General features: G+C 72.3%; 20 protein-coding genes and 2 pseudogenes. 10 read left to right on the top strand and 12 right to left on the bottom strand.

Going from position 1 to position 23,407, the window contains the following annotated elements:
* Positions 1–14: 14 nt before the first annotated feature.
* Both ACZ3IJ_RS26780 and ACZ3IJ_RS26785 read left to right on the top strand, forming a co-directional pair.
* Positions 15–425 carry a hypothetical protein gene (locus ACZ3IJ_RS26780; RefSeq protein ID WP_467472205.1) on the top strand — a complete coding sequence of 137 codons (411 nt, stop codon included), beginning with the start codon at positions 15–17 and terminating at the stop codon, positions 423–425.
* Positions 425–2,638, top strand: coding sequence for a hypothetical protein (locus ACZ3IJ_RS26785; protein ID WP_467472207.1), 2,214 nt, complete (start codon positions 425–427; stop codon positions 2,636–2,638). Before ACZ3IJ_RS26780 ends, ACZ3IJ_RS26785 begins: the two co-directional genes overlap by 1 nt.
* 208 nt (positions 2,639–2,846) lie before the next feature.
* Here the strand turns inward: ACZ3IJ_RS26785 and ACZ3IJ_RS26790 are convergent, their stop codons facing one another.
* The 8 genes from ACZ3IJ_RS26790 to ACZ3IJ_RS26825 all read right to left on the bottom strand — a co-directional run bounded on the left by ACZ3IJ_RS26790 (position 2,847) and on the right by ACZ3IJ_RS26825 (position 7,612).
* Positions 2,847–4,982 (bottom strand): FtsK/SpoIIIE domain-containing protein, encoded by a 2,136-nt coding sequence (locus ACZ3IJ_RS26790; RefSeq protein WP_467472208.1) that lies wholly within the window; start codon positions 4,980–4,982, stop codon positions 2,847–2,849.
* A gap of 86 nt (positions 4,983–5,068) precedes the next feature.
* Positions 5,069–5,245, bottom strand: coding sequence for a hypothetical protein (locus tag ACZ3IJ_RS26795; RefSeq protein WP_467472210.1), 177 nt, complete (start codon positions 5,243–5,245; stop codon positions 5,069–5,071).
* Positions 5,242–5,424, bottom strand: coding sequence for a DUF6257 family protein (locus ACZ3IJ_RS26800; protein WP_467472211.1), 183 nt, complete (start codon positions 5,422–5,424; stop codon positions 5,242–5,244). The genes ACZ3IJ_RS26795 and ACZ3IJ_RS26800 overlap by 4 nt, the downstream gene beginning before the upstream one ends.
* A 2-nt stretch (positions 5,425–5,426) precedes the next feature.
* Positions 5,427–5,735 carry a hypothetical protein gene (locus tag ACZ3IJ_RS26805; RefSeq protein ID WP_467472213.1) on the bottom strand — a complete coding sequence of 103 codons (309 nt, stop codon included), beginning with the start codon at positions 5,733–5,735 and terminating at the stop codon, positions 5,427–5,429.
* Positions 5,732–6,541 carry a DUF2637 domain-containing protein gene (locus ACZ3IJ_RS26810; protein WP_467472214.1) on the bottom strand — a complete coding sequence of 270 codons (810 nt, stop codon included), beginning with the start codon at positions 6,539–6,541 and terminating at the stop codon, positions 5,732–5,734. Before ACZ3IJ_RS26810 ends, ACZ3IJ_RS26805 begins: the two co-directional genes overlap by 4 nt.
* Positions 6,538–6,738 carry a hypothetical protein gene (locus tag ACZ3IJ_RS26815; protein ID WP_467472215.1) on the bottom strand — a complete coding sequence of 67 codons (201 nt, stop codon included), beginning with the start codon at positions 6,736–6,738 and terminating at the stop codon, positions 6,538–6,540. The genes ACZ3IJ_RS26810 and ACZ3IJ_RS26815 overlap by 4 nt, the downstream gene beginning before the upstream one ends.
* Positions 6,735–7,100: a DUF6907 domain-containing protein gene (locus tag ACZ3IJ_RS26820; RefSeq protein ID WP_467472217.1), complete on the bottom strand. Its 366-nt coding sequence runs from the start codon at positions 7,098–7,100 to the stop codon at positions 6,735–6,737. The genes ACZ3IJ_RS26815 and ACZ3IJ_RS26820 overlap by 4 nt, the downstream gene beginning before the upstream one ends.
* On the bottom strand, positions 7,097–7,612 hold the full coding sequence (locus ACZ3IJ_RS26825) for a DUF6907 domain-containing protein (RefSeq protein ID WP_467472218.1): 516 nt from the start codon (positions 7,610–7,612) through the stop codon (positions 7,097–7,099). Before ACZ3IJ_RS26825 ends, ACZ3IJ_RS26820 begins: the two co-directional genes overlap by 4 nt.
* A gap of 288 nt (positions 7,613–7,900) precedes the next feature.
* Between ACZ3IJ_RS26825 and purB the strand changes: the two genes are divergently transcribed.
* Positions 7,901–9,343 carry an adenylosuccinate lyase gene (purB, locus tag ACZ3IJ_RS26830; protein ID WP_467472221.1) on the top strand — a complete coding sequence of 481 codons (1,443 nt, stop codon included), beginning with the start codon at positions 7,901–7,903 and terminating at the stop codon, positions 9,341–9,343.
* Positions 9,340–9,924 (top strand): G/U mismatch-specific DNA glycosylase, encoded by a 585-nt coding sequence (gene mug / locus ACZ3IJ_RS26835; protein WP_467472346.1) that lies wholly within the window; start codon positions 9,340–9,342, stop codon positions 9,922–9,924. The genes purB and mug overlap by 4 nt, the downstream gene beginning before the upstream one ends.
* Here mug and ACZ3IJ_RS26840 read toward each other — a convergent pair.
* On the bottom strand, positions 9,902–10,270 hold the full coding sequence (locus ACZ3IJ_RS26840) for a hypothetical protein (RefSeq protein WP_467472222.1): 369 nt from the start codon (positions 10,268–10,270) through the stop codon (positions 9,902–9,904). The two genes, mug and ACZ3IJ_RS26840, sit on opposite strands and share 23 nt — an antisense overlap.
* A gap of 143 nt (positions 10,271–10,413) precedes the next feature.
* Between ACZ3IJ_RS26840 and ACZ3IJ_RS26845 the strand changes: the two genes are divergently transcribed.
* Complete coding sequence (locus ACZ3IJ_RS26845) at positions 10,414–11,571, top strand: ROK family transcriptional regulator (RefSeq protein WP_467472224.1); 1,158 nt, start codon at positions 10,414–10,416, stop codon at positions 11,569–11,571.
* Between the two features lie 185 nt (positions 11,572–11,756).
* Here ACZ3IJ_RS26845 and ACZ3IJ_RS26850 read toward each other — a convergent pair whose 3' ends face one another.
* Positions 11,757–12,497: a GntR family transcriptional regulator gene (locus ACZ3IJ_RS26850; RefSeq protein ID WP_467472226.1), complete on the bottom strand. Its 741-nt coding sequence runs from the start codon at positions 12,495–12,497 to the stop codon at positions 11,757–11,759.
* 267 nt (positions 12,498–12,764) lie between these two features.
* Positions 12,765–13,649 (bottom strand): RNA polymerase sigma-70 factor, encoded by an 885-nt coding sequence (locus ACZ3IJ_RS26855; RefSeq protein WP_467472227.1) that lies wholly within the window; start codon positions 13,647–13,649, stop codon positions 12,765–12,767.
* A gap of 114 nt (positions 13,650–13,763) precedes the next feature.
* On the opposite strand from ACZ3IJ_RS26855, the gene ACZ3IJ_RS26860 reads away from it, so the two are divergent.
* On the top strand, positions 13,764–14,594 hold the full coding sequence (locus ACZ3IJ_RS26860) for an alpha/beta fold hydrolase (protein ID WP_467472229.1): 831 nt from the start codon (positions 13,764–13,766) through the stop codon (positions 14,592–14,594).
* A gap of 471 nt (positions 14,595–15,065) precedes the next feature.
* Here the strand turns inward: ACZ3IJ_RS26860 and ACZ3IJ_RS26865 are convergent.
* Positions 15,066–15,530: pseudogene (locus ACZ3IJ_RS26865) on the bottom strand (EamA family transporter); the annotation flags it as partial.
* Between the two features lie 218 nt (positions 15,531–15,748).
* On the opposite strand from ACZ3IJ_RS26865, the gene pdxR reads away from it, so the two are divergent.
* From pdxR to ACZ3IJ_RS26885, 4 genes and pseudogenes are all read left to right on the top strand, one after another.
* Positions 15,749–17,275, top strand: coding sequence for a MocR-like pyridoxine biosynthesis transcription factor PdxR (gene pdxR / locus ACZ3IJ_RS26870; protein WP_467472231.1), 1,527 nt, complete (start codon positions 15,749–15,751; stop codon positions 17,273–17,275).
* A gap of 101 nt (positions 17,276–17,376) precedes the next feature.
* Positions 17,377–18,965 (top strand): annotated as a pseudogene (locus tag ACZ3IJ_RS26875) (alkaline phosphatase D family protein).
* 141 nt (positions 18,966–19,106) lie between these two features.
* Positions 19,107–20,600 (top strand): SWIM zinc finger family protein, encoded by a 1,494-nt coding sequence (locus ACZ3IJ_RS26880; protein ID WP_467472232.1) that lies wholly within the window; start codon positions 19,107–19,109, stop codon positions 20,598–20,600.
* Positions 20,597–23,341 carry a DUF7824 domain-containing protein gene (locus ACZ3IJ_RS26885; protein ID WP_467472234.1) on the top strand — a complete coding sequence of 915 codons (2,745 nt, stop codon included), beginning with the start codon at positions 20,597–20,599 and terminating at the stop codon, positions 23,339–23,341. The genes ACZ3IJ_RS26880 and ACZ3IJ_RS26885 overlap by 4 nt, the downstream gene beginning before the upstream one ends.
* Positions 23,342–23,407 lie beyond the last annotated feature (66 nt).

The following is a 23,407-nucleotide window of genomic DNA, read 5'->3' on the forward strand; positions in this document are numbered from 1 at the left end:
GAAAGGTAGTCATCATGATCGTCATCTACGCCCCGGACGGTTCCCCCGCCGAGCAGTACGACGTCCGCACCCTGAAGACGTCAGAGGTCTCGATCGTCTCGCGGACCGTCGACCTGAAGTGGCCGGAGCTGAAGGCCGGTCTCCTCGTCGACGACCCGGACGCCCTGCGCGCCATCGTGTGGGTCCTCAGGAAGCGCTCTGAGCCGTCGCTGCGGTTCGGGGACTTCGACCCCCTGGTCGAGGAGCTGTCGGCCCGCTTCGACCTCAAGGAGGTCGCCGACATGTGCGAGAAGATCGCGGCGGCGGACGGCACCGACGAGGAGATCGACGGCGCCTACGCGGAGGCCGCCCACTTCGCGGCCGACTCCGACGCGGCGGCCAAGTACATCGCGGACTTCCGCGCCCAGCTGGCGGGGGGTGAGTGATGGCCGGCGAACGCCTGACGTTCACCCTCGACGGCCGTGACAACCTGTCGCGGATCCTGAACAACGCGGGCGACTCAGCGGACCGTATGGGGCAGCGCATCGACGACGCGTCCCGTACCGGCAGCGACGCTCTGACGCGCCTCACACGGGACGCCAACGGCCGCCTGAGAGACCTGAACGGCCGGTTCGTGTCCGCAGCGGACGCGGCCCGCGGGATGGGCGGCGGGATCGGCGGCCTGTCGCCCATCATGCAGGGCGCCTCAAGGAGCGCTGCAGGCCTCTCGTCCAGCCTGGGGGGTGCCGGGGCGTCAGGCGCGGGCCTGTCGGGCGCCGGAGGGGCCGTGGCGGCCGTCATAGGCCTGTCGCTGCTGCCCGCTCTGGGCGCCCTCGTACCGATGATGGCGGGCGCCGGCCTGGCCGCGGGCACACTCGCGCTCGGCTTCAAGGGTGTCGGCGAGGCGGCGGCCCTGGCGTCGACGGACAAGAAGAAGTACCGCGAGGCGCTGAAGAAACTCAGCCCCGAAGCACGGGAGTTCACGAAGGCTCTCGTCGGCGTGAAGGGCCAGTTCGCGGCCCTCGCCCCGCAGGTCCAGAAGGCGATGCTGCCGGGCTTCACGCAGGCCCTCAAGGACGCCAAGCCCGTGGTGAGCATCCTGGGCAAGGGCATGACGGAGATGGGCCGGGGCTTCGGGAACGCGGCCCGCGGCGTCGGCCGGCTGATGAAGGACTCCGGCTTTCAGCGGGACTTCACCGCCACCCTGAAGCTGGGCAACGTGTTCGTGCGGGACCTGACGTCCTCGATGGGCCCGTTCATCAAGTCGCTGATCAGCTTCGGCGCCGCGTCCGGGCCGACCCTGAAGGCGTTCTCTGACGGGATCAGCGGCCTGCTGGCCAAGGGACTGCCCGGGATGTTCGAGGGCCTGAAGACGGGCGTTAAGGGCAGCGCCGCCTTCCTCGACGGCCTGTTCGACGGGATCAACGAACTCCTGCCCGCGATCGGCCGGTTCTCCGGTGCGGTGGCCAACGCGTTCGGGTCGCTGTTCGGCGAGCTGTTCCGCTTCCAGGGGGCATTCGGCGCAGGCTTCCTCGACGGCGCGACGAAGGCTCTGACGTTCCTCCGACCGATCCTGAAGGACGTCGGGTTCGGGTTCAAGGCGATGCACCAGTTGATGGTCATCATCGGTCCGACGATCAAGGAACTGGGCAAGGCCATCTTCACCGCGCTCATCCCCGCCGGCATCGAAGTCGACAAGATGCGCGGCCCGTTCCAGCGCCTCTCGGAGGCGATCGACCGGAACAGGGGCGCGATCCAGGAGGGCGCCCGGATCTTCGCGAACGTCGTCATCGACATGGTCAGTGCGGCATTGGAGTACCTGCCGAAGATCGTCGGCATGTTCCGCGTCATGTCGACCGGTGTCCTCGTCGCGCTCGGCGTAATCATGACCGGCGCCACCAAGCTGTTCGGCTGGATCCCGGGCGTCGGAGACAAGCTGCGGGGCGCCGAGAGGGAGTTCAACAAGTTCAAGGACACCTATGTGCGCGGCCTGCAGGACGCCGAGGACAAGACCAGGGCGTTTGCTCAGGCGACGGTTCCGCGGCTGCAGCAGAACAAGCTGAAGCTGAACATCGACAACTGGACGCAGCAGATCGCGACGGCGAAAGCCAAGCTCTCCGACAAGAACCTGCCGCCGGGGAAGACGGCGAAGCTGAAGGCGGACATCAAGGATCTCGAGGCGAAGATCGCGGAGGCCAGGCGGGAGATGGAGCGTCTCGACGGGAAGACGTCCACGACCTACGTGAAGACGGTGTTCATCACGAAGCACGGCACCGTGGGGCATCCGAAGGGGTCCGGCGGCCGTGAGCGGGCCACGGGCGGCCCGATCTCCGGTCCGGGTACGTCGATGTCGGACAGCATCCCGCTCTGGGCGTCTGACGGCGAGTACATGATCCGGGCGTCGTCGGTACAGAAGTACGGCCAGCCCCTGATGGATGCCATCAACTCCGGCCGTCTCGAATCCGTGGTGCCCCGCCCCGCGATGGCCGCGGCCACACCTGGCCGTGGCGTCTCCGGCTCCACGGCCGTGCGCTCGGCGCCGACGATCGTGAACCACTTCCACATCAACAACGCGCTCGACCCGGTCCGTGTCGGCAAGGAGATCCAGAAGGTTCTTCTGCACCTGAAGCGGACGGGCGGCACCGGCCTGGACCTGTGACCGTGTCCGGGCATGCGAAAGGGCCCCCTGGCCGTGAAGCCAGGGGGCCCTGCCGTACCCCTTTACCCGCGCTACCTTGCAGGTCAGACCCCATGACCACCCCCGCTACCGGGGTAAAGGGCTCCCGCTACTTTCGGCGCCCACGCGAAAGGGGCCGGACCCGTCGATGACAGGTCCGGCCCCAGCCGGTTGGTAGAGGGGGGACCCGCTACCCGGTGAAGGGCATCGCGCCCTCGATGTCGCGCCGCTGGTATCCGGCGCCGTTCTCGCCGCTGATCTTCACCTGCTTGCTGGTGCGCTTCACGCCGGCCAGCTCGAGTTCCTTGGCCAGCTTCTCGGCGTCCCAGTCGCCGTAGGTGTCCTCGTCCATGACGACGAGCCGCTGCAGCAGGTCGCGGGTGAACATCCGCGGCGCGTGCCGCATCGCCTCGAGGACGTCGGAGATGACGGCCGGCACCCGGTAGCCGTGCTCGGCCGCCTCCGTGGCGACATCCCCGGCCGCGTCGCCGGTGAGCTGCCCCGCTTCCTTCCGCAGCGTCCGGCCCTTGGCGCACAGGGCGTTGAACTCGGCCGTCGTCAGCAGATCGTTCTTGACCGTGGCGAACGACGCCGGTCCGGTGACCAGGACCGTCACGCCCTTGTGGTCCTCCGAGAGAACCGACGCGTCGGCACCCATCGAGGCCTTCCCCTTGCCGAGCACCATGTCGGAGGACGTCTGGTCGGTGACCTGCGTGCACGCCCGGATCGTGATGATCTCCCGCAGCTTCGTCGGCACCGACTCGGCGTCGGGACGCTGGGAGGCGTAGTTGGAGATGAACCCTGCGGCCGGCCCGCGGCGGGCGATGCGGGCCATGTCGTCGATGATGGCCTTCCGCTCCTTCTCGTCCGACACGGCGATGAAGCATTCCTGCAGCTCATCGACCGTGAAGAACACGAACGGCATGTTGTAGCGGGTGACGATCTCCGGAGTCAGCTTTCCCTCCGGGCAGATCGACGGCGGGAGTTCCCGCAGGATCGCGAACCGCCGTTCCATCTCGACGAGCAGCTCGTCGAGCATGGCCTTGAACGCCTCGATCGCGTCGTCCTCCGCACCGAGGACCAGGCGGTGAGCGACCTGACGCATCTGCATCCAGTCCTGGCCGCCCTTGAAGTCGGCGACGTAGTGCCGCACGAACGGGTCGAGCAGGCCGGCAGCCGTCATGAGTCGCTGGGTGAACGTCTTGCCGCGGCGCGGAAGTCCGCCGAAGAACATCGACTGCCACACGACGGGTACGGCGATGCGGTTGCCGCGGGCGTCGTGCCCGAACGGAATCGGATCCCAGATGGAGAAGCGTTCCATCTTCGCCAGCGGCGACTGCACTGGGTCGGCGAGGTACGGGTCATCGTCCGCGACCCACATCGACACGCGGGAGGCGTTGCCGCCCTGCGCCGCGCGGACGCGGGACATGACCACCTGGATCTCGTCTACGCCGAGCTCGGCGGCGATGGTCGTGCGCTTCGCGAGAACGTCCGCAGCAGTCTTCCCGCCACCCTTCGGCAGATCGAAGATGACCGCCCAGCCGCGGCCGTCGCGTACCGGGCCCATGACGCAGGAGACGCGGGGTCCGTCGTCGTCGCCCTTGCCGCTTTTCAGGAGGCCAGAGGCACGCAGCGCGTCGTTCAACTGCTGGGCGGACATGTCCACCTTCAGCGGGGGCGCGGCCTGGTCGAGCAGCTGCGCGTTCTCCCCGCGCCCCAGGTAGGCGAGCGGTGTCATGACGGCGCCGGCGATACCGGTCTGGAGCAGCGGAGGCGCCAGGTAGATGCCGACCGCGGCGGCGGCGACACCAGCGGCGGCCGTACCGAAGCGCCAGCGCCTGGTCTGGGTGCGTGCGGCGTGCGCGGCCTGCAGGCGGGCGGCGAGCTCGACGTCCTCGGGCTTCACCTTCACCTGCGCCTTCAGAGCCTTCACCGTGGCGCTGTGGTCCTGCGCCGAGAGCGTCGGCCACAGGCCGGCCGTGGCCCGGTAGAAGCCGCGCGAGGCCAGCCACACCGTCTTCACCGCGTACTTCGGCACCCGGATGCCGTGGAACCGCGTGTGCCACCAGCACAGCCGTCCCAACGCCACCGTGTTGGCCTTCAGCAGCGCCGGCGTCCGCGCCCACACCGGCAGTACCGGCAGGTCGGGGACGGTCAGCCAGTCGGCGAGCGGGTTGCCCTCACGGTCGACCGCCTCGACGACCGGCTCTTCCGTCACGGTTTCCGTCACGGCCGGCTGCTCGGGGACGACGGTGTACTGCGGCTTGAGCAGGTTCACCTTGACGACCGCGTGGCCGTTGACGGGCCGCTCGAGGATGTCAGTCATGCTGGTATCTCCTAGCTGCTCTGTGAGCGGACTGGGGCACGGGGCGGCCGGTTCCCTCGGCAGGTGACGGCCGCCCCGTGGCGTAGCTACTGGCGCTTGAGCTTGAGCGTCACGGGTGCGGTGGGCTGGTACCCCTTGGCCTGCAGAAACTCAACGACGGCCTGACGGGCGGCTTCCTCGCTGTGGCCGTCGACGCGACCGCCGTGCTCCCAGCGGCGGCCCTTGCCGTCGGTCGTCGAGGCCCGGTACTTCCAGCTGCTCACTTGGCCCCCTCCTGGCGCTTGCGGGCCTTGTCGAGGATCCGGTCGACCTTGGCCTCGAGGTCGCTGCGGTCGACGCTCTCGCTCGCCAGGCAGCGCTTGGCCATGCGGGCCACCAGGCCGGCCACCTGGACGTGCTCGGCGACGGTCAGCTTCGGGTAGGCGCAGTCAGGCTTCGGCACAGTCACTTCTGGCTGCCCTTCTGGTAGTCGGCCCACAGGCCGCGGAGAACGAGAACGCAGATCGTCAGAGCCACGGCCGAGATGGCGAACGCCATAACGGAGATGGCCAAGGTGACGGCGAGGAACGGGGCGGCGACACCGACCGCGATCCACTTGCCGGTGTTCGGGCTGGGCGCCGGGGCCGGCGGGTGCTGGCATCCCTGGTGCTGGGTGAGCTGCTGGGCCTGCAGGATGGCCATCACCATGGCCAGCTGCTCGGTGTTGTGCGCGGCCTCGACTGCCTCGCGGGCGGCCTTCTCGATGTCGCTCACGACGCCACCTCCGTGACCACGTCGCGGCGCAGCTCCGTCGCCTCACGCCGGGACAGGCCGAACTCTTCGCGCAGCTGGTCGATGGTCACCCCGCGCCCGCCCGACTTGACCACCTGACGGTGCAGCGTGCGGGCCTTCCTGCGCAGCTCAGCCGGTGTGACGGTGATCTGCTCGGTGACCACCTGACGGTCCTGCACAGCAGGTACAGCAGCGGGCACCTTGGCGGTAGAGAAGTCGTCCCACACCGGGGACACGGGAGGCAGTTCGATGACTGGACGCGTGACCACCTCGGCGGGCGAAACCTCGTGGATAACATCCACAAGGTCGTCCCGCTCGACGCTCACCGCAGGACTCTCCACGGTGTGGAGAGTGGTCACCTCGTCCCGCTTGGCGAGGGCCTGGTGTACCTGGCGCATGAGGGCACCGAACGCCAGGAGCGCGGCCGTGGGCGGCACGGCGGCCACCACGTAGTCCAGCAGCGGCACCTCGGCAGGGTTCCGGTCACCGGTCACACCGGCCACGTTCAGGACGATGGAGCCCAGCGAACCGACCGTCGTCAGACCGATCGCCCACGGGTCGACCTTCTTCACCAGCGCGGCCCGCAGCATCAGCAGCTCACCCGCAACGATGAACAGGTCCAGCGTCGCCGGCCACGCCCACGCCCGCTCCCGCGCCGCGCCCAGGCCGTGGCCAATGGCGACCTCGGCGAGGTGCGCGTAGGACAGCCAGAACGCTGCCCCGGTCAGAGCGATGATGACCACGCCGGCCGCGATGGCCAGAGCCCGCGTCGGGTCGGTGTTCTTCACTGCTCGCCCACCTTTCCCAGAGCAGCACGCGCCGCGAGGTGCGCGCACAGGTTGACGCCGTGCCTGTCGCCCATCCGGTTGGCGGCGAGCAGGTCGGCGAGGACCAGCTGAATCGGGGGGATGACGCGCGGCGCCTGGTCCAGCACGCGCAGCACCTTGTTCTCCGTCGGCCGCGGGATCGGCCACTTGCTGCTCATTCGGCCGCCTCCAGCACCGCGAGCCGACGAGCCAGCCCCCGCAGGTAGGCCGCGTGCTCGACGATCTCGGCCGCCGCCGCGTCCAGCTGCGTGGAGTTCAGCTCGTGCCAGTCGCCGTCGAGGAACAGGGCCGCCACCACACCGGGCCGCTCCGGGCTGAACGGCCGCTGCATCAGCGACACCGTCAGAGTCGGCGCCTCGCCGTGGCACAGCGTCGGAATCAGCGCCAGACGCTGGTCTCCCTCGTGCGTGATGTCCTCGCGGTACGCCTCGAACTTGTGCGGCTCCGTGCACCACACCGGCTCGGGCATCGTCACCGCGCCGTGGTCCGCCGTGTGGACCGTTACGATGCGCCCGCTCATCCCTGCACCTGCTTGCGGTACGCAGCGCGGACGGCGACGAGCTCGGCGTGCATGGCGCGCATGACGTCCAGCTGCCGCTGCAGCGTGTTGATGACGGTCTCGAACCCGTCCGGGTCGAGGCCCTCGATCCAGGCCCCGTCGATGAGCTCGAGGTCGATGTGCGGGAGCCGCTGCGACATCCGGCGGTCGAACGGGTCGACGTTCATCGTGGCCCGCAGGACGCTCAGGTCTTCCGGCTGGCCGCTGTCGTTGATGGGGAGGCTGACAGCCTCCGAGGTGCGGTAGCACCAGACGTCGTCGGCGCCGGCCTGGCCGCTGGCCTCGGACTCGTGGTCGTCGATGCAACCCGGCATGCAGGTGAACGTCTTCCGCTGACCCGTCTCGGTGTCGGTGAACGTCCACGTCCTCGGCGGCTTCACGAGGTCGACCTGACGGGCGGACGGCTGGGCGGGGATACCCGGCAGGAACGCCGACGGCAGGCCGTTGACAGGGCGCGCTACGGTGTTGCTCATGGTTCAACTCCCTTTGCGGAGGGGTTGCGCCTAGGCCCTGGCCGGTGTTGACGCACCTGCTGGGGCCGTTCCCGTTTTCGGGGTGGCTTGGTTCTATATAACAACATGCGGTGCAAGTTAGCAACACACGCGATGGGGGGATTCCTTCGTCTGTTGCTACTACCGGCGTCTCACATCCGTCTCACAGACGTGCCCACCTAGATCAACGTGACCGCCTCATGACCTGCGGTTTCACGCGCTCCATGCACATGTGGGTACCTCTATGAACGCCAGGTATGCTCTGTCCACGTGACTGCTGTGACTGCGAAGCCCCGAATCCCCAACGTCCTGGCCGGCCGCTACGCCTCCGCGGAGCTCGCCGTCCTCTGGTCCCCCGAGCAGAAGGTGAAGCTGGAGCGCCGGCTCTGGCTCGCCGTGCTGCGTGCTCAGAAGGACCTCGGGATCGAGGTTCCGGACGCGGCCCTCGCCGACTACGAGCGCGTGCTCGACCAGGTCGACCTCGGCTCCATCGCCGAGCGCGAGAAGGTCACCCGGCACGACGTGAAGGCCCGGATCGAGGAGTTCAACGCCCTCGCCGGTCACGAGCACGTCCACAAGGGCATGACGTCGCGCGACCTCACCGAGAACGTCGAGCAGCTGCAGATCCGCCTCTCGCTGGAGCTGATGCGAGACCGCACGGTCGCCGTCCTCGCCCGGCTCGGCAAGCTCTCCGGCGAGTACGCCGAGCTCGTCATGGCCGGACGCTCCCACAACGTCGCCGCCCAGGCCACCACCCTCGGCAAGCGTTTCGCCACGGCCGCCGACGAGCTGCTCGTCGCCTTCGGCCGCCTGGAGGAGCTGATCGCCCGCTACCCGCTGCGGGGCATCAAGGGCCCGGTCGGCACCGCGCAGGACATGCTGGACCTGCTCGGCGGCGACGCGGAGAAGCTGGCCGACCTGGAGCGGCGCATCGCCGGTCACCTCGGCTTCGCGCACGCCTTCACCTCCGTCGGCCAGGTCTACCCGCGCTCGCTCGACTACGACGTCGTCACGGGCCTCGTGCAGCTGGCCGCCGCGCCGTCCTCGGTCGCCAAGACGATCCGTCTGATGGCCGGCCACGAGCTGGTGACCGAGGGCTTCAAGCCCGGCCAGGTCGGCTCGTCCGCGATGCCGCACAAGATGAACACCCGCTCCTGCGAGCGCGTCAACGGCCTCATGGTCATCCTGCGCGGGTACGCCTCGATGACCGGCGAGCTGGCGGGCGACCAGTGGAACGAGGGCGACGTGTCGTGCTCGGTGGTCCGCCGCGTCGCGCTGCCGGACGCGTTCTTCGCCCTGGACGGCCTGCTGGAGACCTTCCTGACCGTCCTCGACGAGTTCGGGGCGTTCCCCGCGGTCGTCGCGCGCGAGCTCGACCGGTACCTGCCGTTCCTGGCGACCACCAAGGTCCTCATGGGCGCCGTCCGGGCCGGCGTCGGCCGCGAGCTCGCCCACGAGGCGATCAAGGAGAACGCCGTCGCCTCCGCACTCGCCATGCGCGAGCAGGGTGCCGAGCGCAACGAGCTCCTCGACAAGCTGGCCGCCGACGAGCGGATCCCGCTGGACCGCGCGCAGCTCGACGCCCTCATGGCGGACAAGCTGTCGTTCACCGGTGCCGCCGCCGACCAGGTCGCCGCCGTGGTCTCCCGTGTCGAGGAGATCGTCAAGCAGCACCCGGAGGCCGCCGCGTACACCCCCGGGTCGATCCTCTGACCCGGTTCACCCCGCAGGAGCTCCAGGCCGCCCGCGACCGCGTCATCCCCGACGTGGTGGCGGGCGGCCTTTCGGTCCTCTTCTGCGGGATCAACCCCGGCCTGATGTCGGCGGCGACGGGCCATCACTTCGCGCGCCCGGGCAATCGCTTCTGGCCTGTGCTCGCACGGTCCGGTTTCACGCCCCGGCTGCTGAAGCCGTCGGAGCAGGAGGAACTGCTCGCCTACGGTCTCGGCATCACGAACGTGGTGGCGCGGGCGACCGCGCGGGCCGACGAGCTGAGCGCCGAGGAGTTCCGCGAGGGCGGCCGGCTGCTGACCGAGCGGGTCGAGCTCCGGCGTCCCCGCTGGCTGGCGGTGGTCGGCATCACGGCGTACCGGACGGCGTTCGGCGAGAAGCGCGCGGTCGTCGGGGAGCAGGAGCGGACGATCGGGGAGACCCGGATCTGGGTCCTGCCCAATCCGAGCGGCCTGAACGCGCACTGGACGGTGGACTCGATGGCGGAGGAGTTCGGGCGACTGCGCGAGGCGGCGGGCGTACCGGACCGGCGGCCGGACGTCACGGCGGATCCACCTCCGTGACGCAGGCGAGGAGTCCGTGGCCGTCCTCGCCCCGGCGCGTGAGTCCGAGCACGACCCAGTGGCCGTCCACCCGCCAGAGCTGGATGTCGGGCACGGAGGCGCAGATCAGCGCCCAGGGCCCGGGTATGTCCTCGCCCGCTCCGGCGCGGGCGAGCAGGGAGTGGAGGCCGACCAGCCGAGGCGGCCCCCAGCGGGTCTCCAGGAGCAGGGCGAGGGCTTCCCGTTCGGCCTCCGCCTGCTCCTCGGTCGGATCCTCGACGGCTAACTCGGTGAGGTGGTAGCCCTCTTCGGGGAACGCGCGGGCGCGCAGCAGATCGAGGGCGGCGAGATGCTGTGCGAGCGTCATGGGTCCAGTAAACCGCCCGGCTCTGACAGCCGATGATCCGTCAGGAGCCCCGTTCGCCCCAGCAGGGTGCGGGCGGACCTCGCCGCACCCCGGTCCATTGAGTAACATCCGGCAGACATGCGCACGAGCTGGGAGGACACACGGTGGGGCGGCTGACCGGCGGGGATCCGTCGCTGCTGCGGCGGATCAATTCCGCGGTGGTACTCCATGCTCTGCGGGGCGCCGACGCGCTCACGCTCACGGACCTGACACGGATCACCGGGCTGTCCCGGCCGACCGTCGAGGGCGTCGTCGAGGGGCTCATCGTCGGTGGTCTGGTCGTCGAGGCGGCGGCCGAGGAAGGCGAGGCGAGGCGGCAGGGCCGGCCCGCCCGCAGGTTCCGCTTCCGCGCCGAGGCGGGGCATCTGCTGGGCATCGAGATCGGTCCGCACCGCGTCGCCGCGCTGCTCTCGGGTCTGGACGGCCGGATCATCGGCGCGGGGTCCCGTGACGTCTCTGAGACGGCTCCCGAGGACGAGCGCCTGGAGCGGGTGCGTACGGTCGTGGCCGACGTGCTGCGCAGGGCGGGCGTCGCACGGTCGAACCTACGGGCGGTCGGCGTCGGCACGCCCGGAATCGTCGAGGCGGACGGCACGGTGCGGCTGGGTACGGCGCTGCCCGGCTGGACGGGCCTGGCGCTCGGGGAGCGGCTGCGGCGGTCGTTCAAGTGCCCGGTCCTGGTGGAGAACGACGCCAACGCGGCCGCGGTCGCGGAGCACTGGAAGGGCGCGGCGACCGACTCCGACGACATCGTCTTCGTCCTGGCCGGGCTGAGCCCGGGCGCGGGTTCGCTGATCGGCGGGCGGCTGCACCGGGGCTACGGCGGGGCGGCGGGCGAGATCGGGGCGCTGCACCTGCTGGGCCGGGGCGTCACGCCCGAGCATCTGCTCTCCACCACGGACGAGCCGCTGCATCCGCTGGACGAGCAGGCGGTGGCCGAGGTCTTCGCGCTGGCCCGCGGGGGCGACGCCCGCGCGGAAGCGGCGGTGGAGCGCTTCACCCAGCGTCTGGTGCACGACGTGGCGGCGCTGGTCCTCGCGCTCGACCCGGAGTTGGTCGTGATCGGCGGCTGGGCGGCCGGCCTGGACGGCGTCCTGCAGCCGCTGCGCGACGAGCTGGACCGCTTCTGTCTCCGCCCCCCGCGTGTGGTGCTGTCGATGCTGGGCGAGGCGGCGGTGGGCACGGGCGCGCTGCGGCTGGCTCTCGATCACGTGGAGGAGCAGCTGTTCGCGGTGGAGGGAACGGCGACGGCCCGCCGCTGAGTGCGACGGGCCGGGGCTTCAGCCGAACTCCCGGTCGGGTCGAGGGTTCGCCGACGCTTCCGGGCTCAGGCCGAGGGTCGCCGACGCTTCCGGGCTCGGGCCGACGGTTCGCCGACGCTTCCGGGCTCGGGCCGACGGTTCGCCGACGCTTCCGGGCTCGGGCCGACGGTTCTCCCGGGTCCGTGTCAGGACGCCATCACCAGGTCGCCCGTGTCGCCGAAGGTGAGGCGGCAGGTGTCGGCGCGGTAGGTGGCCACCGAGACCGCGGCCGTGCGGCCTTCGGAGAGGTAGCGGGTCGTGACGACGAGGACCGGGGCGCCGGGGAGGCGGTCCAGCTCCTTGGCGTCGTCCGCGCGGGCCGAGCCGAGCTCGACGGCACGGTCCTGTCCGTCCAGGGCGAGACGCTGGAGTTCGCGCAGGACGACACGGGCGCGGGCGGGGCCGGCCGGGGCGTCGATCGCGGTCAGGTCGGGGACCGAGGAGGACGGGACGTACAGGAGCTCGGCCGCGACGGGCTGGCCGTGCGTGACGCGCAGCCGGCGCACGACGTGCACCTGCTCGTCGGGGGCCAGGTCCAGGAGCTTGGCGACGGACGCCGGGGCGGTGTCGCGGGCGGAGTCCACGGACTGCCAGGTCTCTTCCCCGACGCCGGGCCAGACGTGCTGCGTGGTGGAGACGTCGACGCCCACGCGCGGCGGTGCGACGGTCGTCCCGACACCGCGGCGGCGCTGCAGGCGGCCCTCCAGTTCGAGCTGCTCCAGTGCCTGCCGGAGCGTGGCCCTGGCGACGCCGAAACGCGCGGCCAGTTCACGCTCGTTGGGGAGGATCTCGCCGACCGCGAAGTCGGAGTCGAGTGCCTCGCCGATCACGGTCTTGAGGTGCCAGTACTTCGGCTCCGGAGCCGATTCCAGCTGCGTGGTCCCCACCCTGATCCTCCGCAATTCGCCGTGTCCCGCGGCGGTTTTCCGCGCCCTTGTTTATTAAAGGTTCCTGCACTAACTCTGCGACCATAAGGCGGCGCACCTACTTGGTCAAGACCAATCGTGACCCGGATGCCCCCCATTGCGGCCCTCTGGCGTAGATCGTTCACAGGACGTTCGCACCGATGTGTGCCCTGCGCAGCAAAGTGCCCCGCCTCCGGGAGGAGGCGGGGCAGAGGGGGCGCACGTGGCGGGCGTCGGCGGCGCAGCAGGTCAGCCGGGGTCGACGGCGTGCAGCTTCTCGGGGTTGCGCACGATGTAGACGCACTGGATGCGCCCGTCGCGCACCTCGATCTGGAAGACCGAGTCGGGCTTGCCGTCGGCGAGGGCCAGCAGCCCGGGCGCTCCGTTGTACTCGACGAAGCGGAACTCGAAGGCGGTCTCGGCGCCCTGGGCGACGGCGATGAGGAAGCGGCCGACCTTGTCCGCGCTGTCGATGACCCGCAGGGGTGCCTTCGCCTTGCCACCGCTGTCGCCGACGAGCCGGGCGTCCGGGGCGAGCAGGGCCAGGAGCTGTTCCAGGTCGCCGCCCGCGGCCGCGGCGAGGAAGCGCTCGGTGAGGTCGCGGCGTTCGGCCGGGTCGACGTCGTAGCGGGGCCTGCCCTCGTCGACGTGGCGGCGGGCACGGCCGGCGAGCTGGCGGACGGCGGCCTCGGAGCGGTCGAGCGCGGTGGCGATCTCCCCGTACGGGAAGCCGAACGCCTCGCGGAGGACGAAGACCGCGCGCTCCAGCGGCGAGAGGGATTCGAGGACGACGAGGACGGCGAGCGAGACGGAGTCGGCGAGCATGGCGCGCTCGGCGGTGTCGGGGACGGCCGGACCGAAGTCGGTGACGACGGGTTCGGGGAGCCAGGGCCCTACGTAGGACTCGCGTCGGGACTGCACCTGGCGGAGCCGGTCGAGGGCCAGCCGGGTGGTGATCCGTACGAGATAGGCGCGCGGTTCGCGGACGTCGTCGCGGTCCGCGGAGGACCAGCGCAGCCAGGCCTCCTGGACCACGTCCTCGGCGTCGGCGGCGCGGCCGAGCATCCGGTAGGCCACCCCGATGAGGATGGGCCGGTGCTCTTGGAAGACGTCGGTCAGCGTGTCGGTCACCACTCCCCCATCCCAGCCGACGCGCCGCGCTGTGTCCAGTTCCGTCCGCGCCCTTGAACTCGTATCTACTGAACGGTAATTCTTGCTGACAGGGTGTCTAAGTCAAGGAGCAGACGTATGTCCGCACAGATCTCGTTCACGGTCCGGACCCCGGCGGGTCCCCGCACGGCCTCGGTGGCGTACGAACGCAGGGGCGCGGGCGAGCCGCTCCTGCTGCTGCACGGCATCGGCCACCACTGGCAGGCGTGGGAGCCGGTGCTCGACATCCTGGCCGCCGAGCGGGACGTCGTGGCCGTGGACCTGCCCGGTTTCGGCGCCTCCCCCGCGCTGCCCGACGGCTGCGCGTACGACCTGTCGACCGTGGTCCCGGTCCTGGGTGCCTTCTGTGAGGCGCTCGGTGTCGAGCGGCCGCACGTCGCGGGCAACTCCCTGGGCGGGCTGCTCGCTCTCGAGCTGGGCCGGGAGAAGCTCGTGCGCTCGGTCACCGCGCTCTCCCCGGCCGGGTTCTGGTCGGAGAGCGAACGGCGGTACGCCTTCGGGACGCTGCGGGCGATGCGGGCCGCCGCGCTGTCGATGCCGGTCCCGCTGATCGAGCGGCTTTCGCGCAGCGCCGCCGGGCGGACGGCCCTCACGAGCACCATCTACGCCCGCCCGGGCCGCCGTTCACCCGAGGCGGTGGTCGCCGAGACGCTCGCGCTGCGGGAGGCCACCGGGTTCCGGCAGACCCTGGAGGCCGGCCGCACGGTGATGTTCGGCGACGACGTAGCCGCGGTACCCGTGACCGTCGCCTGGGGCACCCGCGACCGGCTGCTGCTGCGTCGGCAGGGCGTCCGTGCCAAGCAGACCGTCCCCGGAGCGAGGCTCGTCAGGCTGCCCGGCTGCGGCCACGTTCCCATGAGCGACGACCCGGCTCTCGTCGCCCGGGTGATCCTCGACGGCAGCCGCTGAGCCGTTCCGGCGGCCGAGGAGCCCCGTCCCGAGGGCCGCTCCGGCACCGACGAGGAGCCCGCCGGCGGCCTGCGGAACGCCGAAACCGCCGGTCGCCACGAGCGCCGCGGTGCCGGCCGCGGCGACCGGGATGGCGCCGGTGAAGAGGGTCGCGCGCTCCATGCCGAGCCGCTGGACGCCCATGTAGAACAGGACGAACCCGACGACCGTGGCCAGGACGGCCTGCCACAGCAGAGCACCCGTCTCCACGGCCGTCGGCATCCGCAGGAACGCACCGCCGTCCACGAGCAGTCCGAGCAGCGCCGACTCCACGGCGGCGATCCCGCACACGGCTGCCGTCAGGAGCTTCGGCCCGAGCGGACGGAGCACCGGTACGGCGAGCACGGTGAACCCCACTTCGCCCGCCAGCGCTCCTACGGAGTAAGAGAGGCCTGCCAGGTCGGTACGGCCCCACCCCTGGACGACGAAGGCCCCGGCGGCCACCAGGAACGCGCCGTGGAGGACCGGCCGGCTCGGCCTGCGCCCCTCCAGGAGGGGAACGATCACGGCCACGACGATCGGGGCACACCCCACCAGGACGCCGGGGACGGCCGGTTCGGCGGTACGTTCCGCGGCGAGGACCGCGAGGTTGAAGCCGACCATGCCGACGGCGGCGAGCACCGCGAGCCGGGACCATCCACTGGCGCCGAGGCCACGCAGCGGCGCGAGCCCGCCGCGGCCGAGCAGAGGCAGCAGCAGAAGGCAGGCGGCGCCGTAACGCAGAGCCTGGCCGCCCGCGTACGGATAGTCGCCCAGAAGGCTGTTGGCGGTGAAGGAGGCACCCACGAGGGCATAGGCGACGGTCACGAGGAGGGCTCCTCGCAGGGAGTTCGCGTTCATGCCCCCGACGCTAGAAAGCGGACCGGCCCGGTTTAAGGACCACTTTCCCCTCGCCATCGGGGACCACTTCGCGTGTCGCGGTCGACGGAGGAGGCGGCGGAGGGGCCGGCGGAGGCGGAGGCGTCAGGGGAGGCGACGCCGGAGGCGGTGGCCGCGAGGCGGGTACTCTCCACCGCGTTGCGCCGCGCCGGGGTGACCACCACGGCCACGCGACCGCCGCCCAGCCACGGAGGCGGGCGGCAGGCACGGACACCGCGATCAGGGGGACTTCTCGTATGCGGCCCACACCGGCCTGGGAACTGCTGCTCCCGGCGGCCGCCGCACCGGCCAGGCGGCGCGGCCGTGCGCTTCAGGAGGCGCTGCGGGAGGCGGTCCGCACCGGGCGGCTGACGCCCGGGACCCGGCTCCCGTCGAGCCGTGAACTGGCCGCCGATCTCGGCGTCTCACGCGGCCTGGTGACGGAGGCGTACGAGCAGCTGACCGCGGAGGGATACCTGCGCAGCGACCGGGGCGCGGGCACCTGGGTCGGGGAGGCGGTGCGCGCGGCCACGGACCGGGCGGTACGGGACGCGGCGCCGCGCCCGCCGGGCCTGCGGATCGACTTCCGTCCCGGCACCCCCGACCTCGCGCTCTTCCCCCGCGCGGCCTGGGCGTCGGCCCAGCGCTCGGTGCTGTCCGCGCTGCCCCACCGGGCGCTCGGCTACCCCGACCCGCGCGGGCTGCCGGAGCTGCGGACGGCGCTCGCGGGGATGCTGGCGCGGCGGCGCGGCGCGGTGGCCGATCCGGAGCGCCTGGTGGTGTGCTCGGGTGTCGCCCAGGCGTCGACTCTGCTCGGATTCGTGCTGCGGGCACGGGGGCTGCGGACCGTCGGGATCGAGGACCCCGGCAGTCCGGAGCACGGGCGGCTGTTCGCCTCCACCGGCCTGGACACGGTGTGGCTGCCGGTGGACGACGAGGGGCTGCTGCCCGGTCCGCTCGCCGCGTCCGGGGTGCGGGCGGTGGTGGCGACGCCCTCCCACCAGTTCCCGACCGGCATCGCCTACTCGGCGGCGCGCCGTGCCGCGCTGCTCGACTGGGCGCGATCGGTGGACGGGTACGTCCTGGAGGACGACTACGACGGGGACTTCCGCTACGACCGGGCGCCGGTGGGCGCCCTCCAGGGCCTCGATCCGGAGCGGGTCGTGTACGCCGGTTCGGTGAGCAAGTCGCTGGCCCCTGGGCTGCGGCTCGGCTGGATGCTCGTACCGCGGGAACTGCTCGCCGAGGTCGTGGAGCGCAAGCGGACGATGGACCTCGGGAACCCGGCACTGGACCAGGCGCTGCTGGCCGAGTTCGTGACGCGCGGGGCGTACGACCGGCAGCTGCGCCGCTGCCAGCGGGCGTACCGGGAGCGGCGGGACGCCCTGCTGGCGGCGCTCGCGGAGTCCTTTCCCGGCACCTCGGTGAGTGGCATCGCGGCCGGTCTGCACATCATCGCGCGCGTGCCGGAGCGATACGGCCCCACGGCCCGCTTCGTGGAGCGTGCGGCGGGGGCGGGGGTGGCGCTGCGCCCCCTGGAGGAGTACGGCACGGCCCGCCCGACGGACGGCGCGGTCCGGCTGGTCCTCGGCTACGCCCATCTGACTCCGTCCGAGATCGGCCGCGGAGTGCGCCTGGCGGCGGAGGCGTGGGACGCGGGCCGCGGGGCGGCGGAGGCCGGGGCCGGCGTCCGGACCGAGGCAGGGGCCGGCCTCCGGACCGAGGCAGGGGCCGGGGGTGCTGTCCGGAGGGCCGAGGGCGCGCCTGATCCGAACGGGCCGTGACTCCGGGGTGTTCACCCCGGGTTCGTGTCCGCGCCGCCCCTGGCCGTTAGGCATGGGGAGACGCAACACATTTGCCCCGTACCGCACTTGGAGGCGCTCCGATGACCAGCTCCGTCCCCGATGGACCGTCCCCCGCCCGACGCGGCGTGCTGCGCGGCTCGCTCGCCGCGTCGGCGGCCCTCACCCTCGGCGGGGCCGTGGGCGCAGCCCCGGCACTGGCGCTCTCGGGGCGGCCGCGGGCCGCGTGGGGGGTGCAGACCGGCGATGTGACCGCCTCCTCGGGTCTGGTCTGGTCCGTTCGGACCGGCCGGCCCGGATGATCGTGGAGACGTCGTCGAGCGAGTCCTTCCGCCGTACGCACCGCCATGTCGGGCCCCTGCTGGGGACGGGCAGCGACTTCACCGGGACGACGGCGCTGCGCGGGCTGCCCGCGGGCGAGCAGATCCATTACCGGGTCAGCCTCGCGGACCCGGACGACCCGCGCCGTACCGGCGAACCGGTCGTCGGCACGTTCCGTACGGCCCCTGCGCGGCGGCGCGACGGGGTTCGTTTCCTCTGGTCGGGCGACATCGCCGGGCAGGGCTGGGGCATCAACCCGGACATCGGCGGATTCCGCGCGTACGAGGAGATGCGCCGGCTGAACCCGGACTTCTTCCTGTGCAGCGGCGACACGATCTACGCCGACGGACCCGTCCAGCCGAGCGTGACCCTGCCCGACGGCCGGATCTGGCGGAACGTCACGACGCCGGAGAAGTCGAAGGTCGCCGAGACGCTGTCCGAGTACCGCGGCAACTTCCGCTACAACCTGCTCGACCACAACGTGCGCGCGTTCAACGCGCAGGTGCCCACGGTCGTGCAGTGGGACGACCACGAGGTCCGCAACAACTGGTACCCCGGCCAGATCCTGGACGACACCCGCTACACGGAGAAGGACGTGGACGTCCTCGCGGCCCGTGCCTCACGCGCGTTCGCCGAGTACTTCCCGGTCTCCACGCTCCACGCGCGCGGCGGCGGCGTCGAGGGCCGGATGCACCGGGTGGTGCGGTACGGCCCGCTGCTCGACGTCTTCGTCCTGGACATGCGCTCCTACCGGAACGCCAACTCCCCCGGCCGGCAGGCCGACGACACGACGGGCATCCTCGGCGCGGAGCAGCTGACCTGGCTCAAGCGGGAGCTGAGCCGCTCACGGGCGGTGTGGAAGGTGCTCGCCGCCGACATGCCGCTGGGGCTCGTCGTCCCCGACGGTGCGGCGAACATCGAGGCGGTCGCCCAGGGCGATCCGGGCGCCCCGCTCGGCCGTGAGCTGCAGATCGCGGAGCTGCTCCGGTTCGTCAAGCACCGCCGGATCACCGGCACGCTGTGGCTGACAGCGGACGTGCACCACACCTCCGCGCAGCACTACGCGCCGGAGCGCGCGGCGTTCCAGGACTTCGCGCCGTTCTGGGAGTTCGTCTCCGGGCCGCTGGTCGCGGGCGGGTTCCCGGCCAACGCGCTGGACGGCACCCTCGGGCCCGAGCGGGTCTTCGTACGGGCCCCGGAGCGGGCGAACCTGTCGCCGATGGAGTCGCCGCAGTACTTCGGCGAGGTCGACATCGACGGTGGCAGCGGGGAGTTGACGGTCCGGCTCCGCGCGGAGGGCGGGACGGTCCTGTTCAGCAAGGTCCTGCAGCCGGGACGCGTCGGGCAGTAGGAGCAGGGAGGCCGGGCCGGGGGGCGCGAGCCCGAGCAGGGAGGCCCGGCCGGGGGCGCGGCTCCGGCGGGCGGCCGCGGCACGGCTCCCGGAGGCGGGCAGCGGGGCTGATTGTCAGTGGGGGGTCCTAGCGTTTTCGTCATGACGCGATCCGTACAGGCGCTCGCCTACTCATGCCCGTCCGCCCTGCGCTCCTCCGGGGACGGTCGGCGCCTCGGCCTGGAGACCTCCGGGGGCCTCACGCCCACCGGCGCCGAGGCGCATCCTCGTTTCTTCACCGGGTTCCTGACGTCCCCGCAGATCGCCGCGCGGGGTCTGCTGGCGGTGGCGGACGTGGCGGCCGCCCGCTACCACCAGCGGATACGTCCGGGGTCGCTCGACCCGGTCGTGACGGGGAACGGCGACCGTCTGCGGTTCGAGTCCTTCTCCGGCTGCGGCGGGGTGTACGCCCGGCTCGACGTGCTGAGCGAAGGGCTCGACGGCGCCACGACGGGGCACGGCACCACCAATGTGGACGTCAACAACCCACTGCGCGAGGCGCTGTCGCGGATGACGGGAAGCGATCCGCTGCATCTGCGCGTCGGCCCGGAGGAGTTGGCGGTGACGACGCTGCGGGGCGCGGTCGTGGAGAAGAAGGTTCCGCTCCCGGACCGCTGGCTGCGTGGTTTCGCGGAGGCGCAGGTGGCCTCGGCGGGTTTCGACCTGCGGGCCGAGCTGACGGGCGCGGAGGCGGTGCGGTTCCTGCGTTCGCTGCCGCGTTCGCAGGGCGCCGGGCGGCGGGGGCCGCTCTGGGTCGTCCAGGCCGGCCGGACCCTGCGGCCCACGACCCGGCCGGTCGCGGGAGCCGTCTGTCTGCCGGGGCCCGACCGGCTGGTGGCACTGGAGCGTGTACTGCGCCACGCGACGGCGCTGCGGGTGTACGGGCCGGTGCCGGACGGTGCCGCGACGGCGAGCGCCTGGGAGGTGACGTTGCCCGGGATGCGCCTGACGCTGACCCTCTCGCCCGACGCCTCGCGGGGCTTCTCCGGAGAGGGCGGGGTCCTGGAGGCCCTGGCGACGGAGGAGGCCGCGCAGGACGCCGAGCTGATCTCGGTCCTGCTCTCCTGGGAGCCGAAGATCGACCTGGCCGAGCTGGGCGACCGGTCGGGCCTTCCCGTGGACCGGGTGCGGGCCGCGCTGACCCGGCTGGGGACCGCCGGGCGGGTGGGGTACGACGTGGCCGACGCGGCCTACTTCCACCGGGAGCTGCCGTACGACGCGGACCGCGCCGAGCGGCACAATCCCCGGCTGGTGGCGGCCCGCGCCCTGGTGACGGAGGGAGCGGTCGCCCTCGACGGAGCTCTCGCGACGGTCGCCTCGGGGGAACGGCGCTACCAGGTGAGGGAGTCGGGCGGCGCGCTGACCTGCACCTGCCAGTGGTGGGCGGACTACCGGGGCCGCCGGGGGCCGTGCAAGCACGCGCTCGCGGTGCGGATGGCCCGGCGGAGCGCCGTGGCCGGGACGGCCGGTGCCGTGGCCGGGACGGCCGGTGCCGTGGCCGGGACGGCCGGTGCCGTGGCCGGGACGACCGGTGCCGTGGCCGGGACGACCGCCGGCGCGGCGGCCGGGGTCGAGTCCTTCGGCGGTGCGCGATGAGCGAGGCGTTCGACCAGACCGCGCTGAAGGCGCGGCTGACCGCGGCACGGGAGGGACGTGCGGTGAACAAGCTGCTGACCGCGGTACGGGCGGGGCGGGTCGAGGCCGTCCCCGGACTGCTGAAGGAGCTGGACCCGGGAGACCGGAGGAAGGCCCTCGCGGAGCTCAAGGCGCTGCGGACCGAGGTCCGCGGTTGGGGCTGGCGGCGGTGGAGCGAGCAGGCGCCGGTCCAGAAGGCGCTGCGGGTCGCCGGGGCCGGATGCCACACGGGCGCGGCGGCGGCCGCCGCCTGGATCGGGGGCCGGGACCTCAACGACTGGGCCCGGGGGACGAGCCGCTTCGTCCTGGACGTGCTCGCCGACCGTGATCCGGCCTGGCTTGGCGATGTCGCACAGAGGCTCGCGGAGCGGCCGGCCGTGACGGAGAGAGACTTCCCGCTCGTGCGCGAGCTGGTGGCGCGCTCGGGCTGCGCCGTGCCGACGACGGACGGCTACGTCCTCGGCTGGACGCGCTCGATCAGCGGGCCAGGGCTCCTGGAGGAGCTCCGCGCCGACGCGCACACACCGGTGCTGGTCCCCCGCGTCCTCGACCTAGCCGAGACCCCCGACCGGCTGACCTGGTCCGTGGCTCCCGACGCCCCCACGCACTGGCCGACGGCGCTCGCTCAACTCGCCGGGGAGGGTGTGCTGGACCGCGCGTCCCTGGTGGACGGCTGCGTGGCGCGGCTGCTGCGGGGCGGCCGGCCGCGGGACCTGCGCTTCCCGCTCGCCCTGCTCCGGCTCCTGGACCCGACGCCCGAGGAGCGTCTGGGACGGAAGCCGGACTGGGCGGGGATGGCCGCGGACGCGCCGTCACCGGTCGCCGCGTTCGCGCAGGAGGTCCTGGCGGGGCTCGCGGCCGGGGGCGGACTGTCGACGGCCGAGCTGGCGGAGATGTCCGGTCAGGTGCTGTTCCGCACGGAGAAGAGGCTCGTACGGGCACAACTGACGTTGCTCACGAAGGAACTGCGGAGGGACCCGGGCGCGGCGACCGCGCTGCTGCCCGTGATCGCGGAGGCGTTCGGTCACGAGGACACGGGGATCCAGGAGCGGGCGCTGAAGCTCGTGGGACGGTACCTCACCCGGGTGGACGACCAGGTGCGGGAGGAACTCGCGGACTCCGCGGCGGTGTTGAGCCCTGTGCACCGCGAGGCGGCCGAGGAGCTGTTCGGCTCCACGGGTCTCGCCGACGACCATCCGTACGAGGAGACTCTGCCGCCCGTGCCGGGGCTGCGGCTGGTGGCTGCCCCGCCGGAGACGGTCGCCGAGCTCGTCGAGGAGCTCGTGACCGTGTCCAAGGGGCGTGGCGAGGCTCCGCCCGAGGAGGGGGAGCGCGCCCTCGCCGGACTCGTCCACCATGCGCACCGTCACCGCGAGGAGCTGAAGGCGGCCCTGGCCGTGGCCTTCGCGGACGCCTGGTGGGCGGGTGAGGAGGGGCAGTCCCCGGACCAGTTCGTGTACGGGACGTACGGCGTGGCCGTGGTGATGGCCTCGCTGATGGGCCGGGTCCGCCCGTCCCGGATCCATGACGCACGGGCCGGCCGGCCTGCCTCCTCCTGCGTCCACGGGGCCCTGGACGCGGTGGTCGACGCCCGTCTGTGGGAGGCGGCCGCCCTCGTCGGCACGGACCGGCTGCCGTTCCTGCTGGCCGCGCCGACCTGGCACACGGGGGCGATCGATCCGTCCGTGCTGGTGGAGCGGTTGCGCGCCTACCGGGACGCGGGCGTGGATCCGGCTCCGGTCGACCTCGCGCAGGCCCTGCTGCGCGTCCGTAAGGCCGATCCTTCGGCCGCCGCCGCGGCCGTCGACGCCTCGGCGTTGGGCACCCGGGCCGGGGAGCGGCTCGCGGACTGGCTCCGCGCGGACGCCTCCCTCGCACCCGGTCTGCGGTTCCTCGCCCGGGAACGGGGCACGAAGGAAGGCAGCGCGCGGCTGGCCGATCGGATCGTCCTGAAGATCCGCGAGCGGCGGGCGGTGCGGGAGGAGTTCCCGCCCGTGTTCAGGTGGCTGGGCGGCGCCGACAACACGGCCCCGAAGCGCTGCTACCACTGGAGCGGGGAGCGCCGGAACTGGCCGGCCGTGGTGCCCGACGACCGGGAGACCCTGGCGTCCTGGCTGCTGCCCGTGCTCGCGGGCGGGGTCGAGTGGGACGAGCGCGGCGCCTCCTGGGGCATGACCGCCCTGGCCGAGGCCGAGGGGCCTGTCGGGGAGGCGACGCATCTCGCCCTGGCGTTCGCGCTCGGCTGCCGGCATCCGGAGGACCGGCTGAACGCGGTGGACACGCTGCTCGTGCTCGCCGCGCGCGGTGATCTGGACGCCGGCCGGCTGGGCGGGACGCTGGCCGGTCTGGTCGCCGACGGCACCGTCAAGCCCAACCGCTTGGCGGACGCGGCCCGTACGGCTGCGGCGACGGGCGCGTACGGCACGACATGGTCCGTACTGGCACCTCTGCTGCCCGCTCTGCTGACGGCCGGGAAGCCGGCGCGCGGGCTCGGCGAGCTGCTGGCCGTGGCGGCGGACTGCGTGGAGCGGTGCGGCGCGGCCGGACAGGTGGCGGGGCTGGACGCGACGGCGGACCGGCGCGCTTCGTCACAGCTTGTCGTCCAGGCGCGGCGGCTCCGGAAGGCGCTCCGCCCGGGTGCGTCGGCATCCTCCCAGCGGGCCGATCAGGAGACGACACAAGCGGCCGAAAACGACCAGTAAGCTCCCAGATCGGCGCTTAACCCGTCAGTCACAAAGCGTTCGTGATCACGCAACAACGTTGGGTCA

It is taken from the genome of Streptomyces sp. NPDC013317, assembly GCF_055563155.1.